The organism is Methylobacterium sp. 275MFSha3.1 (assembly GCF_900108435.1).
GTDB lineage: Bacteria > Pseudomonadota > Alphaproteobacteria > Rhizobiales > Beijerinckiaceae > Methylobacterium.
Genome location: NZ_FNWP01000021.1, coordinates 44,713 through 59,731 on the forward strand (window position 1 = coordinate 44,713; position 15,019 = coordinate 59,731).

The window sequence follows — 15,019 nt, forward strand, 5'->3', positions numbered from 1 at the left end:
AGCTCGTTCGGCCCGCCCTTCGCCCTGGAAAGCGGCGAATTTCGTGTCCGAGCCGCGCCCGGATGGGTCCGGACGCGGCCGGGTGCGTCTCGCGACCGCGCGCCGCGGCCGGGGCTGGACCGTTTTACCGGTTCGAGCGTTCTTAGCCGCAGAGGGCGTGTTTCCACGGAGATGACGTGATGAAGGGTGCAGTGCTCGGCTCGGCCCTGCTGGCGGCGGGTGCTCTGGCCTTGGCGCCGGCCAGCGCGGACGCGCGCGGCTTCGGCGGCGGCGGCTTCCATGGCGGCGGTTTCGGCGGCGGCTTCCACGGTGGCGGGTTCGGCGGCGGCTTCCGCGGCGGCGGGTTCGGCGGGTTCCGCAACGGCGGCTTCGGAGGCGGCTTCCGCGGCGTCGGCTTCCGACCGGGCGGCTTCGGCTACGGCCGCGGCTTCTACGGCCGGGGCTACGGCTGGCGCGGCGGTTACGGCTACCGCGGCGGCTACGGCTACGGGCTCGGCGGCCTGGGCCTCGGTGTCGGGCTCGGCCTCGCGGCCGGCGGCCTCTACGGCGGCTACGGTGGCTACGGCTATCCGGGTTACGGCTACGGCGGCTACTACGCCCCGGCGGCCTACGATTATGGCTACGGCGGCGGCTGCTACACGGTCCCGCGGGTGCGCTGGACGCCCTACGGCTACCGCCGGGTTCTGGTCGAGCGCTGCTACTGAGCGTCGATCGAGCGTGAAAAGAACGGGACAGGCCGCCTCCGGGCGGCCTTTTCCTTTCCGGTTGCTTGCGTGACCCGCCGCATCGTTGGACAGCTCTGCCCGGGACGCTGATACTGGTATCGGGCGGCGGGAGGCGGTGATGAGTTCAGCAACCGGGCAGGGGCCCACGGGCGTGGACGCGGTCGAGATCCGCGACGCCAGCCTCACCGCCTTCTACCGATCGATGACGCCGCCGGAGCGGCACACCTTCTGGGCGTGCGCCGCCGGCTGGTGCCTCGACGGCATGGACTTCATGATCTACCCGCTGGTGATCGGCACGATCATGGCGCTGTGGCACGTCGATGCCGGCACGGCCGGGCTCGCCGCCACGGTGACGCTGCTGGCCTCGGCGCTCGGGGGCTGGCTCGCGGGCTTCGTCGCCGACCGCATCGGCCGGGTGCTGACGCTGCAGATCACGATCCTCTGGTTCTCGCTGTTCTCCCTCCTCTGCGCCTTCGTGCAGAACTTCGAGCAGCTGCTCATCGCGCGGGCGCTGCTCGGCCTCGGCTTCGGCGGCGAGTGGGCGGCCGGCGCCGTGCTGATCGGCGAGACGATCCGGGCCGAGTATCGCGGCCGGGCGGTGGGCTCGGTCCAGTCCGGCTGGGCGATCGGCTGGGGCCTCGCGGTCCTGTCGCAGGCGGTGCTGTTCTCGCTTCTGCCGCCCGAGACCGCGTGGCGCTGGATGTTCGCGGTGGGCGCGCTGCCGGCGCTGCTGGTCTTCTACCTGCGCCGCTACGTGAAGGAGCCGGAGGTCGCCGCCGAATCCCGCGCCCGGGCCGCCGCCACGGGCGACCGGCCGCAAATCTGGGAGATCTTCTCCGGTCCGATCCTCAAGACCACCCTGCTCGCCTCCCTGGCGGCGGCGGGCTGCCAGGGCGGCTACTACGCGATCACCACCTGGGTGCCGCGCTTCCTGACCACCGAGCGCCACCTGTCGATCGTGTCCTCCACCGGCTACCTCGCGGCCCTGATCATCGGCTCGTTCACCGGCTACCTCGTGGGCGCGTGGCTCGCCGACCGGCTCGGCCGGCGGCCCCTCTTCCTGATCTTCTCGCTGGGCGCCATCGCGGTGATCGTCGCCTACACGCAGATCCCGCTCTCGAACGGCGTGCTCTGGGTGCTGGGCTTCCCGCTGGGCTTCTTCGCCTCCGGCTACTTCTCCGGCATGGGCGCCTTCCTGACCGAACTGTACCCGACCCGCCTGCGCGGCTCGGGGCAGGGGTTCTGCTACAATTTCGGCCGCGGCATCGGCGCCCTGTTCCCGGCGCTGGTCGGCTACCTCGCGGAGCGCGCCGGCCTCGCCTCGGCCATCGCGATCTTCGCGGCCGTCGCCTACGGGATCTTCTTCCTGGCGGCCTTCGCGCTGCCCGAGACGCGCGGCAAGGTCCTGCACGCGGATTCCTGATCATGCCCGAGATCCGAGACTGCCCCGCCCCGGACCCGCATCCGGAAGGCCCGACCCGCTACGCCGTGCCGGAGGGCGCGGTCGACACGCACGCCCACGTCATCGGCCTGCCGCCGGACTATCCCCTGGTGGCGGACCGCAGCTACACGCCCCCGGCGGCGCCGGCCGAGCGGTATCTGGCGATGCTCGACGGGACCGGCATGGCCAAGGGCGTGCTGATCCAGGTCAGCGTGCACGGCACCGACAACCGGCTGATGGTCGAGACGCTGCGCGCCCACCGGCGGCGCCTGCGCGGCGTCGCGGTGATCCCGCTCGGCCTGCCCGACGCGGAACTCGCCGCGCTGAAGGAGGCCGGCGTGGTCGGCCTGCGCCTCAACGTCCTGTTCGGCGGCGGGGTCGGGCTCGACGCGGTCGAGTCCTACGGGGCGCTCGCCCGCGAGATGGGCTGGCACCTCCAGTTCCTGCTCGATGCCCGCGAGTTGCCGCCGATCGCCGGCCGCCTGGCGCGGCTGCCCGTGCCGCTGGTCTTCGACCATATGGGCCACATGCCGACCTCGGCGGGCGTGGACCATCCGGGGTTCCGGGCACTGCTCGGCCTCGTCGCCGACGGCAACTGGGTGAAGCTGTCGGGCGCCTTCCGGGACTCCGTCACCGGGCCCCCCTACGCCGACACGATCCCCTTCGCCCGTGCGCTCAACGACGCCGCGCCGGACCGCTGCCTCTGGGGCTCGGACTGGCCGCACGTGGCCGCCTGGGACGGGCCGCCGCGGACGCGGGACCTCCTCGACCTGATGGCCGACTGGGTGCCGGACGCGGCCAGGCGCCGGATGGTGTTCGTGGACAACCCACGGCAGCTCTACGGCTTCGGGTAGGGGCGGCCGTTCAACGGCCGCCGGAGAGCCCGCCGACATCGCGCGCGCAGCGAAGCACCCCAGGTTCGCGCGAGGCCCGGAAAGCGGAGCGCGGCGTCTCCGTCAGACCCGCAGGTCGACGCTCTGGCCCTGTCCGGGAGGAGCCGGTGGGCCGGCGCTCGCCGCCTGGGCGGCGCTGTCCGCCACCAGCCCGGCGACCGCCTTGTCGGCGGAGAGCTGCTGCTTGGCGACGGCGATGCCGATCTGCTGGTTCTGGGACGAACCCAGCATCTGGACGGCGGCTGCGGCGATCGAATCCATGCCGCCGATCCTGGACCACCGGTCTGAATCCCGCGTTACCCGGATCCGGCGCCTTTGACCGGTCGCGCTCACCCGTCCAGGAAGCCCCGCTGCCGCGCCCGGTAGCCGCCGATCGCCGTGACGCACAGGAACGACACACCGGCCAGCGCCGTGCCGAACACCGCGATCGGCCACCAGTGGCCCTGGAAGCGCTCGGCCAGCACGGTGCCGACGATCGGCGTCAGACCGCCGGCGAGCGCACCGCAGAATTGGTAGGCGATGGAGATCGCCGTGTAGCGCACCCGCGTCGGGAACGCGCCCGCGAGGTAGCCGGCGATCACCGCGTAGAAGGTCGCGCTGCCGACCACGTTGAGGGCGAGACCCAGCACGATCAGCGGCACAGACTTGGTCTCGACCAGCCAGAACAGCGGGTAGGGGGCCAGCATCGCCCAGACCAGCGTCCCCTGGAGGAACAGCCGCTCGTTGCGGATCAGCTCGGCGATCCGGGCGCCCACCGGGGTCATCACCAGCTGGACCACGGCGGCGATCAGGAGGGCGTCGAGGATCGTCGCCCGCGCGATGCCGAGATACTGCGTGGTGAACGCGATCATGAAGGTGTTGAACAGGTAGACCGAGGCGATCGCGAAGGTGTTGGCCCCCGCCGCCAGCAGCACCGGCTTCAGACAGGTCGTCAGCACCTCGCGCACCGGCGCCGGCGGCGGCCCGCCGGCGGCCCGGGCCTTCTCGAAGGCCGGGGATTCCGCGACGCCGAGGCGGATCGCGAGCCCGACGCCGAGCAGCAGGATGCTGACGAGGAACGGCACCCGCCAGCCCCAGGTCAGGAAGCTCTCCTTGTCGAGGAGGCCCGCGAGCCGGAAGGCCAGCAGCGACAGGATCTGCCCGGCCGGGCTGCCGAGCTGCGCGAAGGAGGCGAAGAAGGTGTTGCGCCCGGCCGGCGCGTGCTCGGCGGCCATCAGCACCGCGCCGCCCCACTCGCCGCCGACCGCGAGCCCCTGGATCAGCCGCAAGACGACCAGCATCACCGGCGCCCAGAGGCCGACCGACGCGTAGGTCGGCAGCAGGCCAATACACGAGGTGGCGATGCCCATCATCACGAGCGTCGCCACCAAGGCGCGCTTGCGCCCGAACCGGTCGCCGAGATGGCCGAAAATCAGGCCGCCGAGTGGTCGTGCGAGGAAGCCGACCGCGAAGGTGCCGAAGGCCGAGAGCGTCGCGATGTAGGGCGATTCCGCCGTGAAGAAGAGCGGCCCGAACACCAGGGCCGCCGCCGTGCCGTAGATGAAGAAGTCGTACCACTCGATCGTGGTGCCCACGAAGGCCGCGAGCGCCGCGCGCGCCGACTGGTTCTGTCCGGGCCCGGCGGCCGGGCTTGCGGTCGTGACGGCCATCGATCCTCGCGCGGCATTATGAATTCAAACGCCGCCCTGCATGCGCCACTCTGCTGGCCGACCGCAACGCCTGCACGCGACAGGGCGGGCGTTTCATCCGCCGCAGCCGGGCTCCGTCTCAGAAGCTCGGCGGCGTGCAGGCGCTCACCACCTCGCAGGGGTTGGGCCCGACGCAGCGGAACCGGTGCGGGCGGCGGCTGTCGAAGCTGTAGGCGTCGCCGGGGCCGAGGATCCGGCGCTCGGCATCCACCGTGACCTCGAGGCGCCCGGAGAGCACGATGCCGCCCTCCTCGCCCTCGTGGGAGAGCGGCACCCGGCCGGTATCGGCGCCCGGCTCGTAGCGCTCCTTGAGGATCTGGAGCTTGCGCCCGAACAGGCTGTCGCCGACCTGACGGTACGAGATCGCCCCCTTGGCGGCCCGGCGGCCGATCTCGGTGAGTTCCTCGGCGGCGAAGAACGCCTTGCTCTCCGGCTCCGGCTCCAGAGCGAAGAACTCGGCCATGCCGATCGGCACCCCGTCGAGGATCCGCTTCAGGGCGCCGACCGACGGGTTCACGCGATTCGCCTCGATCAGCGAGATCGCGGAATTGGTCACCCCGGCCCGCTTGGCCAGCGTCCGCTGCGACAGGCCGTGGCGGACCCGAACGAAGCGCAGGCGCGCGCCGACATCGATGCTCATCCGGCCAGGGCCCGTTTCAGGTGTTGCGGATCCCGCAACGGTGCCACCCGCGGCCCCGATCCTGCAAGGGGTTGGCGGCGACCAGAAAAGGACTTGTTGCCCGATCGGCGAAGGTGTCCCCTGGTCCCGCCGCCGATCCGCGTCGCCCGTCCCGGAGAACCGCCCATGACCGACCATCCGCTCCGCAATACGCCCGCGATGGACGCCTTCTGGATGCCGTTCACGGCCAACCGCCAGTTCAAGGCGGCGCCGCGCCTGCTCGTCTCGGCCGAGGGCATGCACTACACCGCCGATGACGGCCGCAAGGTCCTCGACGGCTCCGCGGGGCTCTGGTGCGTCAATGCCGGCCACGGGCGGCGGGGCATCGCCGCCGCGGTGGAGCGCCAGCTCGCGACCCTCGACTTCGCCCCGACCTTCCAGATGGGCCACCCCGTCGCCTTCGAGTTCGCCGAGCGGCTGGCCGAGATCGCCCCGGGCGGTCCCGACAAGCGCCTCGACCGGGTGTTCTTCACCAATTCCGGCTCGGAATCGGTCGACACCGCCCTCAAGATCGCGCTCGCCTACCAGCGGGCGATCGGGCAGGGCACGCGGACCCGGCTCGTCGGCCGCGAGCGCGGCTATCACGGCGTCGGCTTCGGCGGCCTGTCGGTCGGCGGCATCGTGTCGAACCGGCGGGTCTTCCCGACCCTCAACGGCACCGACCACCTGCGCCACACCCACGATCCGGCCCGCAACGCCTTCGTGAAGGGCCAGCCCGAGCACGGGGCCGAGCTCGCCGAGGATCTGGAGCGGCTGGTGGCGCTCCACGGGGCCGAGACCATCGCGGCCTGCATCGTCGAGCCGGTGGCGGGCTCGACCGGCGTGCTGATCCCGCCGAAGGGCTACCTCGAGCGCCTGCGCGAGATCTGCACCAAGCACGGCATCCTGCTGATCTTCGACGAGGTCATCTCCGGCTTCGGCCGCCTGGGTGCGCCCTTCGCGACCGATTTCTTCGGCGTCGTCCCCGACCTCGTGACCAGCGCCAAGGGCCTGACCAACGGCACGGTGCCGATGGGCGCGGTCTTCGCGAGCCGCGCGGTCCACGACGCGCTGATGCAGGGTCCGGATGGGATCGAGCTGTTCCACGGCTACACCTATTCCGGGCACCCGATCGCCTGCGCGGCCGGCATCGCGACGCTCGACATCTACCGGGAGGAGGGTCTGCTCACCCGCGTCGCCGACATCGCCGACGACTGGGCGGCGGCGATCCACGACCTGCGCGGGCGCAAGGGCGTCATCGACATCCGGACCATCGGGCTCGTCGCCGGCGTCGAGCTGGCGCCGCGCCCGGACGCGCCGGGCAAGCGCGCCTACGACGTGTTCGTGAACTGCTTCGAGCGCGGCCTGCTCACCCGGGTGACCGGCGACATCATCGCCCTGTCGCCGCCGCTGATCATCGAGCGAGGCCAGATCGGCGAGATCGTCGACATCCTCGGCGCCGCGATCGACCGGGTCGCCTGAGAGCTTTCTCGGCTGCCCCACCGTCTTTGCGAGCGGAGCGAAGCAATCCAGGATAGCGCCATGCTTCGAAACCGCGCGCTGCCCTGGGTCGCTTCGCTACGCTCGCGATGACGTGGGGCTCGCGATCACACAACCCTTGCGCGCCGCACAGGCGTCCCCGCCGCGCGGCGGGGTTGTCGCGACACCACCCGCGCCCATCTGCCCCGGACCCGGATTTAAGCCGGGCACGAGGGTTTCCATGTCGAACACCGCCCTGATCGTCGGCGCCAGCGGGATCGTCGGCAGCGCCACCGCGGCGCTGCTTCACCAAGAGGGCTGGCACGTCGCGGGCCTCGCCCGCCACCCCGTGCGGCAGGACGGCGTCGTGCCGGTGGCCGGCGACCTGCAGGATCCGGCCTCCCTGGAGGAGGCGCTCTCCGACCTCGCCCCGAGCCACGTGTTCCTGGCGACCTGGCAGCGGCGCCCGACCGAGGCGGAGATGATCCGCGTCAACCGGGCTATGGTGGAGAACCTGCTCGACGCGCTCCGCCCCAAGAAGAGCGTCCGCCACGTCGCCCTGGTGACCGGGCTGAAGCACTATCTCGGCCCGTTCGAGGCCTACGGCAAAGGCACCCTGCCGCAGACGCCGTTCCGCGAGGACCAGGGCCGCCTCGACATCGAGAACTTCTACTACGCGCAGGAGGATGCCGTGTTCGCGGCCGCCGCGCGCGACGGCTTCACCTGGAGCGTGCACCGCCCGCACACGATCATCGGCAAGGCGGTGGGCAACGCCATGAACATGGGCACGACGCTCGCCTGCTACGCCACCCTGTGCCGGGAGCTGGGACGCCCGTTCATCTTCCCGGGCTCGGCCGCGCAGTGGAACGGCCTCACCGACATGACCGACGCGCGGCTGCTCGTCCGCCAGCTTCTCTGGGCCTCGACCGAGCCGAGGGCCGCCAACGAGGCGTTCAACGTCGTGAACGGCGACGTCTTCCGCTGGAGCTGGATGTGGGGCCGGATCGCCGCGTGGTTCGGGATCGAGGCGGTGCCGTTCGACGGCACGCACCGGCCGCTGGAGCCCCGGATGGCGCAGGACGGCCCGGCCTGGGCCGAGATCGCGCAGCGCCACGGGCTCGCCGAGCCGAACCTCGAGAAGCTGGCCTCGCCCTGGCACACGGATGCCGATCTCGGCCGGCCGATCGAGGTCGTCACCGACATGAGCAAGAGCCGCCGCCTCGGCTTCACCGCCTACCAGCCGACGGACGACGCGTTCTACGGCCTGTTCGCCCAGCTCCGCGCGGACCGGCTGATCCCCTGACGGAGGACACCACCGTCATCGCGAGCGCAGCGAAGCGACCCAGGGCGGCGCGACACCCGTGCGCGTGGCCTGCCCTGGATTGCTTCGCTCCGCTCGCAAAGACGGCGGCGGATCAGGAGACCTTCCGCTCCGTCCCGCACCACTCGGCCACGAACAGCGCCATGGCGGTCGTGATCCGCTTCACCGAGGCGAGGCTCACGCGCTCGTCGAAGCCGTGGATGTTCTGGGAGGTCGGGCCGTAGCAGAGGGCCGGCACCCGGTCGTAGAGGGCGTGCACCCGGGTATCGAGGTAGCCCGCCGTCATGAAGCTCTGGAGCGGCGACCCGATCGCCCGCTCGTGCGCGCGGCCGAGCACCGCCTCGGCCTCCGAGCCTTCCTCCAGCACGTAACCCTCGGCGAAGAAGCCGTTGAACACCACCCGCGGCGGGCTGTTGGCCAGGAACGGGTCGGTGCGGGAGAAGCCCGACACCGCGGCCTCGATCTCGGCGGCGGCCTGCGCGGCGGTCACGCCCGGGTAGAGCGCCACCCGGCAGTGGATCCGGCACCAGGCCGGGACCGAGGAGGCCCAGTCGCCGCCCTCGATCTTGCCGATGTTGAGATTGATCGGGTGGTCCTCGGTCTCGAAATGCGGGTGCGCGGCCTTCTCGGCGTTCCAGCGGGCCTCGACCTCGCGCAGCGCGCCGATCACCCGGTAGGTGGCGTCGATCGCGTTGGCGCCGGCGCCCATCTCGCGCACGTGGACCGGGACGCCTCGCACCTCGACGGTGAACCAGAGCACGCCGGTATTGGCGCGCACGAGCTTCTCGTCCTCGGGCTCGGGGATCAGCACGGCGTCGGCCCGGTAGCCGCGCAGATGGGTCATCAGGGCGCCGTTGCCGGTGGATTCCTCCTCGACGACCGACTGCACCGTCACGGCGGCCGCCGGCTGGAGGCCGAGGCGGGCGAGCGCGTCGAGGGCGAACAGGTTGGCGGCGTGCCCGGCCTTCATGTCACCGGCGCCGCGGCCATACATCCAATCGCCCTGGATTACCGGATCGAAGGGGCGGTGGGTCCAGAGGTCGGCGGGCCCCGGCGGCACCACGTCGACATGGGCTTGCAGGATCAGGGACCGGCCGGTCTCGGTGCCCGGCCGGTGGTGGCAGACCACGATCGGCGCGTCCGAGTGGTGCGCCGCGTCGATCTTCGAGCCGCCCGGATGTTCCGCGATGGCCGCCCGGTCCATGGCGAAGCGCTCGGTGGCGTAGCCGCGGGCGCGGAACTGCTCGAACACGTAATCCTGGCAGGCATGCTCCTCCCCGCGCAGGGACGCGAACCGGACCAGCGCCTGCGTGTGGGCGACCTGATCGGCGAAGCCCTCCGCCACGGAGGCTTCGATCTCGGCGGCGAGGGTGGGGTCGAGGGCCATGGAAACTCCGAACCGTCTGCGGCCGGGAGGAAGCGCCCGGGCCCGGGCCGCTGTCAACCGGCGGTTGCCGAGAGCATGGCGCGTGCCGGAACCGGGATCCTAGGTCACATCCGGGAGCGCCGTCCGGACCTGCTCGGCGAACCGCGCGAAGGCCGCGCTCGGCCGGTCGTCTGCGCGGTGGACCACCAGCGTCGGGGCGTGCCCGTCCCCGTCGGGCACGGGGTGGATCGAGACCCGGCCGGCGCGGTGCGCCGGCGCCGCCACGGCCCGCGGAACCAGGGTCACGCCCAGGCCGGCCGCCACGCAGCCGAGGATGCCGTCGAGGGTCCCGAACTCCATGCGCCGCACATGCACGAGGCCCTGGCGGGCCAGGAACGCCTCCAGGCGCCTCCGGTACGAGCAGCCGGCCCGGAAGACGAGCACCTTCGCGTTGCGCGCCCGGGCCAGCCGGTCGAGCAGCGCCGCGAGGTCGCCGACGGCCGCTTGCGCCACCAGCACCAGCTCCTCCGTGAAGACCGGGAGCCCGACGAGGTCGGCCTGCGCGACCGGGCCGGCCACGAAGGCCCCCTCCAGGCTCCGGTCGAGGACCCGGGCGATCAGGTGCTCGGTCGGGCCGGTCTCCAGCTCGATGTCCACGTCCGGGTGGCGCGCGGCGAAGTCGGCGAGCGGGCCGGGCAGGCGCAGGGCCGCGGTCGTCTCCATGGCGCCGATCCGCAGGGGTCCGCGCGGCTCGCCCTCGGCCAGCAGGGCGTGGCGCGCCTCCGCGAGCAGCTGTCCGACCTGGAGCGCGTAGGGCAGGAGCCGCTCACCCGCCCGGGTCAGCGTCACACCGCGGCTGCCGCGGTGGAAGAGCGGCACGCGCAGGGCCTGCTCCAGGGCGCGGATCCGGCCGGTGACGTTGGACTGGACAGTGTTGAGCCGCGCCGCCGCCCGCCCGATGCCGCCGGTCTCGGCCACCGCCGCGAAGAACATCAGGTCGATGCTGTTCATGCCATCTGCTTTTCCGATGCCTTCCTTCAGAAGGAATCATTTTTTCCGCCATCGCGCGAGCGTTAATCCCTGGCGGGCGGCGCGCGCAACCGAGACGCTTTCCGGGGAGGGGACCCATGGCCTTAAGGACCAGACTCACCGACGCCTTCGGGCTGCGGCACCCAATCGTGCTGGCCCCCATGGACCCGGCCTCGGGGGGCGCCCTCGCGGCGGCGGTGAGCGCCGCCGGCGGCCTCGGCCTGATCGGCGGCGGCTACGGCGACCACGCGACGCTCGACCGGGAATTTGCCCGCGCGGGCAATCAGCGGGTCGGCTGCGGCTTCATCACGTGGTCGATGGCCCGGGACCCATCGCTCCTCGACGCGGCGCTCGCCCGGTCGCCCGCGGCCCTGATGCTCTCCTTCGCGGATCCCGCGCCGTTCGCGGACCGGATCCGCGCCGCCGACGTGCCGCTGATCTGCCAAGTGCACACCCTGGCGCATGCGAGGCGTGCCCTGGAGGTCGGCGCGGCCGCGGTGGTGGCGCAGGGGACGGAGGCCGGCGGCCACGGCCTCACCGCCCGCGGCACCGCGGCGTTCGTGCCGGCGGTCGCCGACCTGATCGCCCGCGAGCGCCCCGAGACGCTGCTCCTCGCGGCGGGCGGCATCGCGGACGGGCGCGGCCTCGCCGCCGCCCTGGCGCTGGGGGCCGACGGTGTCCTGATGGGGACCCGGTTCTGGGCCAGCCGGGAGGCGCTGATCCACCCGGCCTCGAAGCAGCGGGTTCTCGCCGCCACCGGCGACGACACGATCCGCACGCAGGTCTACGACATCGCCCGCCAGCGGGCCTGGCCGGCGCCCTATACCGGGCGACTCCTGCGCAACACCTTCATCGAGACGTGGCACGGCCGCGAGGACGCGCTGCGCGCGGCCTCGGCCGAGCGGCGCCGGGACGTGGAGGATGCCGACGCGGCGGGCGACTACGACGTCGCCAACGTCACGGTCGGCGAGGCCGTCGGGCTCATCGCCGACCTGCCGGGCGCCGGCGACCTCGTCCTACGCATCGCCGAGGAGGCCGAGGCCGCGATCCGCCGGATCTCCGGCATGGCGGCGGCGCCGTGAGCGCGCCGGCACGGCGCTCAGCAAAGCGTGACTACGCAGCGGCCCGGCGGACCGGAACCTCGGTGTTGCCGGGGCTTTAGCGTGACGGCAAACCGTCGCGGTTTCTCGAGGCGCGTCTCGAGTCGGAGTCGCTCATGCGTATCGGTCTGATCTCCGTCCTGTCCGGGCTGCTCCTGAGCGCGGGGATCCCCGCGACGGCCAGCGCGGACGTGCTCGTCAACGTCGACAAGACCACTCAGCGCATGGAGGTCTCGGTCGACGGACAGCCGCGCTATTCCTGGCCGGTCTCGACCGGCGTCGCGAGCTACGACACCCCGTCCGGCGCCTACCGCCCGTTCCGGATGGAGCGCACGCACTTCTCGAAGGAGTGGGACGACGCGCCGATGCCCTTCGCGATGTTCTTCACGACGCAGGGCCACGCCATCCACGGCACCAACCACGTCCGGAGCCTGGGACGCGCGGCCTCGCACGGCTGCGTGCGCCTGTCGGTGCGCAACGCCGCGACCCTGTTCAATCTCGTGAAGAGCCAGGGCATGGGCCGGACGCGGGTGGTGATCGAGGGGGCGGATGTTCCGATGGCGGAGCGCGGCCGTCGCGGCACCCGGCTCGCCCGGAACCGCAGCCCCTACGAGCCGGACGACCTGCTGGCGAACAGCGATCAGATGGGGCGCCAGTCGGCGCCGGCCTATTACCGCCCGGCGGCCCGGGCCACCTACGCGCCCGCCACGGTCTACGGCTACCCGACCGACGCCGACGAGACGGACGGCTGGTAGGCCGGATCGCGGCCCGGACCCCGTATCGGCCGATCGGCGCCACGACGTGCCCCTGCGCGCGGACGATCACCGGCCGCGTCGTCTGAGCGCGAAAGTCATGCGCCGCAGCCCCCTCCCATTGCCGAGCGCCCCCTCCCGGCCTAGCTCCTGCGCGGCCATCAGAGCCTGCGCGGCCCCTGCCGCGACTTGAGACGGACGGAGACACCCCGAGATGCCCTTCGCTTTCTGCCGGTCCCTTCCCCTCGCCGCCCTGGCGCTCGCCGCGGCCACCGTGCCGGGCTACGCCCTGGAGGTGACGCGCTCGGCCGACATCGCCGCGCCCCCGGCCAAGGTCTGGCAGACGATCGGCGAGTTCTGCGGCATCGGCGACTGGCACCCGGCCATCGAGAAATGCGCCCTGTCCGACAAGGACGGCATGAAGGTCCGCACGCTGAGCCTGAAGGGCGGCGGCACCATCAAGGAGGAGCAGGTCTCCCGGGACGACAAGGTGATGAGCTACACCTACACGATCCTGGAGAGCCCGCTGCCGGTCTCCGACTACAAGTCGACCCTCTCGGTCGCTCCCGAGGGCTCCGGCTCGAAGGTGACCTGGACCGGGACCTTCAATGCCAAGGGCGCGCCGGACACGGTCGCCACCGACGCGATCCAGGGCATCTACGATTCCGGCCTGAAGGCGCTCGTCGAGAAGGCGAAGTAAGCCCCGTCACGATTCGGAGCGCGCCGCCGGTGCAGGCTGCCGGCGGCGCGCGCCAAGTCCCTCCGGCAGCGGCGGAATCGCGCGTTCGAGGCGCTCCGCGTCCCGCGCTCCGCGCCCCTTCGGCATGTCGCCGGGGCGATTGACCCACCGCCAAGCGCGGCTCAGAACCTCGGCGGCGCGGCCCCTCGCGCCCCAACAGGATGATCGCCGTGCCCGCGTCCCGCCTCCCGATGCGCCTCAGTCTCGTCGCCCTCGCCGTCGCGGCGCTGGGCGCCTGCCAGCAGCGCGCCACGCCCGCGGTCACCGAGCCCTCGCCGATCGTGCCGGCGCCCCTGGCCCTGCCCACGGGCAGCGGTTGCGGCCCGGAGATCGCCCGCACGAAGGCGATCGTCGACAGCGACGTGGCCACCGGCAACCTCAACAAGCCGGTGGGCGACCGCTTCAGCGCCGACCTCGCCCACGCCGCCGCGGAGTGCTCGGCCGGCAAGTCGGGCGAAGCCCTGCACCTGCTCGCCGCCGCCAAGAGCCGCTACGGCTACCGCTGAGCGCGCAGCGACAGCGATCCTGATCCGATACGATCAGCGTCCTCCCCCTAGGCGAGAATTTTTCTCGGATCCGGAACGCGGCTGGGGACCCACGCGTGGCTCTCATACCGTTTCCCGGTGATGACTTCGGAAGCGCCGTCTTCGCGAGCGGAGCAAAGCAATCCAGTCGGCGCAACGCCGACGAAGGTTGCGTTGCCCTGGGTCACTTCGCTTCGCTCGCGATGACGGATGCGTCAATCGAAGCGTTCAGCCGGAAACCGCGTCCGCCCTCGATGGGGCGCGCTCGCGCGCGCCGGACTGGCGCCGGCTTCAGTGGGGGAAGATTCTAGATCACGAAGAGCAGGTTCAGTCCGGCGCGCCGGAACCCGTCCTCGGCGATCTTCAGGTCGAGCCCGTAGGACGCGATGTCGTCCGCCACCGGGTCGAGGGCCGGCGCCCGGTGCTGGTGGAGGTGCTTGATGTAGCTGTGGCAGGTCGTGCAGGTCTCGACCTGGACGTCCTTCGAGACCTCGTCGAGCCCGTAATAGCTGACACCCTCGCCGTCGCCGCAGGCGGTGCAGCGGATCCGGACGTGGTTCCAGTACGTGCCACAGACCGAGCAGCTGAGATACCGGGCCTTGTCGGCCGGGGTCCAGGAGACGATGACGCTCGCCACCGGCGCGCCGCCGCAGCACGGGCAGACGCCGTCCGCGACGGGCTTCAGCGTCCGCGTGTCGAGGCGCGCGGCCCGCTCGGCGAAGCGCACCTGCAATGCGGCTGAGACGAACAGGCATTCGGCGATCCGGTCGACCGGCAGCGCGCCCTCGAAAACCTGCACGGCGAGATCGCGGCGCTCCTCCGGCGCGGCGGCCCGCAGGGCATCCCGCGCCGCCGCCGAGGCCTCGGGCGCGGTCGCGAGATCCAGCGCGTCGAGCAGCGCCAGGAGGCACGCGTCGAAATCCTGGTCGGCCTCGAGGCTGTGCCGCGACAGCGGCGGCATGCCGTGCTCGCTCCGCAGCGCCTGATCGGCGGGATCCGGCGCCGCCGGGGCCGGAAACCGTGCCTGGATCGCAGCCTGGGCGCGGGCGACCTCACCGACGAACCGGAGATAGGCCTCCAGCGGGTGCCCGGGCGCGGCCTCCGCCAGGCGCGCGGCCCGGTCGGCGAACAGCGTCGCGGGATCGGGCAGGCGCACGAACGGGACCGAGCCCGAGATCCCGATCTTGTCGGGATCGGGCTTGAGCTCGCTGAAATCCCGGCGGTGGGGCTTCGGAGCCTCGGCGGGTTTCGGGGTCTTGTCCGCGGCCGGAGCCGCGGGTTTCCGCCTGAAGAAGTTGGCCACG

The 15,019-nt window shown here is 72.2% G+C and carries 15 protein-coding genes; 9 read left to right on the forward strand and 6 right to left on the reverse strand.

Annotation, left to right across the window (positions count from 1 at the left end):
* Positions 1–179: 179 nt before the first annotated feature.
* From BLW78_RS22610 to BLW78_RS22620, 3 genes are all read left to right on the forward strand, one after another.
* The gene (locus BLW78_RS22610) at positions 180–704 is read left to right on the forward strand and encodes a hypothetical protein (protein ID WP_020092410.1); all 525 of its coding nucleotides are present in this window, start codon (positions 180–182) and stop codon (positions 702–704) included.
* A gap of 139 nt (positions 705–843) precedes the next feature.
* The gene (locus BLW78_RS22615; RefSeq protein ID WP_026604804.1) at positions 844–2,148 is read left to right on the forward strand and encodes an MFS transporter; all 1,305 of its coding nucleotides are present in this window, start codon (positions 844–846) and stop codon (positions 2,146–2,148) included.
* Positions 2,149–2,150: 2 nt separating this feature from the next.
* Positions 2,151–3,020: an amidohydrolase family protein gene (locus tag BLW78_RS22620; RefSeq protein ID WP_091682237.1), complete on the forward strand. Its 870-nt coding sequence runs from the start codon at positions 2,151–2,153 to the stop codon at positions 3,018–3,020.
* A 102-nt stretch (positions 3,021–3,122) separates the two neighbouring features.
* Here the strand turns inward: BLW78_RS22620 and BLW78_RS22625 are convergent, their stop codons facing one another.
* From BLW78_RS22625 to BLW78_RS22635, 3 genes are all read right to left on the reverse strand, one after another.
* Positions 3,123–3,320, reverse strand: a complete 198-nt coding sequence (locus tag BLW78_RS22625) for a hypothetical protein (protein ID WP_091682246.1) — start codon at positions 3,318–3,320, stop codon at positions 3,123–3,125.
* A 68-nt stretch (positions 3,321–3,388) separates the two neighbouring features.
* The gene (locus tag BLW78_RS22630; protein WP_091682248.1) at positions 3,389–4,708 is read right to left on the reverse strand and encodes an MFS transporter; all 1,320 of its coding nucleotides are present in this window, start codon (positions 4,706–4,708) and stop codon (positions 3,389–3,391) included.
* Between the two features lie 118 nt (positions 4,709–4,826).
* Entirely contained in the window at positions 4,827–5,387 is a 561-nt protein-coding gene (locus BLW78_RS22635) for a cupin domain-containing protein (protein ID WP_091682250.1), read from the reverse strand.
* 165 nt (positions 5,388–5,552) lie between these two features.
* Here BLW78_RS22635 and BLW78_RS22640 point away from each other — a divergent pair, with 165 nt between their 5' ends.
* Together BLW78_RS22640 and BLW78_RS22645 are read left to right on the forward strand one after the other, a co-directional pair.
* Positions 5,553–6,887, forward strand: coding sequence for an omega-aminotransferase AptA (locus tag BLW78_RS22640; RefSeq protein ID WP_091682252.1), 1,335 nt, complete (start codon positions 5,553–5,555; stop codon positions 6,885–6,887).
* A 238-nt stretch (positions 6,888–7,125) separates the two neighbouring features.
* A complete protein-coding gene (locus BLW78_RS22645; RefSeq protein ID WP_091682256.1) occupies positions 7,126–8,187 on the forward strand; it encodes an SDR family oxidoreductase in 1,062 nt (353 codons plus the stop codon).
* Positions 8,188–8,299: 112 nt separating this feature from the next.
* On the opposite strand, the gene BLW78_RS22650 is transcribed toward BLW78_RS22645, so the two are convergent.
* Positions 8,300–9,592 carry an ArgE/DapE family deacylase gene (locus tag BLW78_RS22650; RefSeq protein WP_091682258.1) on the reverse strand — a complete coding sequence of 431 codons (1,293 nt, stop codon included), beginning with the start codon at positions 9,590–9,592 and terminating at the stop codon, positions 8,300–8,302.
* Positions 9,593–9,691: 99 nt separating this feature from the next.
* Positions 9,692–10,582, reverse strand: a complete 891-nt coding sequence (locus BLW78_RS22655; protein ID WP_091682259.1) for a LysR family transcriptional regulator — start codon at positions 10,580–10,582, stop codon at positions 9,692–9,694.
* Positions 10,583–10,698: 116 nt separating this feature from the next.
* Here BLW78_RS22655 and BLW78_RS22660 point away from each other — a divergent pair, with 116 nt between their 5' ends.
* The 4 genes from BLW78_RS22660 (at position 10,699) to BLW78_RS22675 (ending at position 13,697) form a co-directional block, all read left to right on the forward strand.
* On the forward strand, positions 10,699–11,682 hold the full coding sequence (locus BLW78_RS22660; RefSeq protein WP_091682261.1) for an NAD(P)H-dependent flavin oxidoreductase: 984 nt from the start codon (positions 10,699–10,701) through the stop codon (positions 11,680–11,682).
* A gap of 134 nt (positions 11,683–11,816) precedes the next feature.
* On the forward strand, positions 11,817–12,455 hold the full coding sequence (locus tag BLW78_RS22665; protein WP_091682263.1) for a L,D-transpeptidase: 639 nt from the start codon (positions 11,817–11,819) through the stop codon (positions 12,453–12,455).
* A 211-nt stretch (positions 12,456–12,666) separates the two neighbouring features.
* Positions 12,667–13,152, forward strand: a complete 486-nt coding sequence (locus tag BLW78_RS22670; RefSeq protein WP_091682264.1) for an SRPBCC family protein — start codon at positions 12,667–12,669, stop codon at positions 13,150–13,152.
* A gap of 200 nt (positions 13,153–13,352) precedes the next feature.
* A complete protein-coding gene (locus BLW78_RS22675) occupies positions 13,353–13,697 on the forward strand; it encodes a hypothetical protein (RefSeq protein WP_020092423.1) in 345 nt (114 codons plus the stop codon).
* Positions 13,698–14,022: 325 nt separating this feature from the next.
* Here BLW78_RS22675 and fdhE read toward each other — a convergent pair whose 3' ends face one another.
* Positions 14,023–15,018 carry a formate dehydrogenase accessory protein FdhE gene (gene fdhE / locus BLW78_RS22680; RefSeq protein ID WP_091682266.1) on the reverse strand — a complete coding sequence of 332 codons (996 nt, stop codon included), beginning with the start codon at positions 15,016–15,018 and terminating at the stop codon, positions 14,023–14,025.
* Position 15,019: the final 1 nt, after the last annotated feature.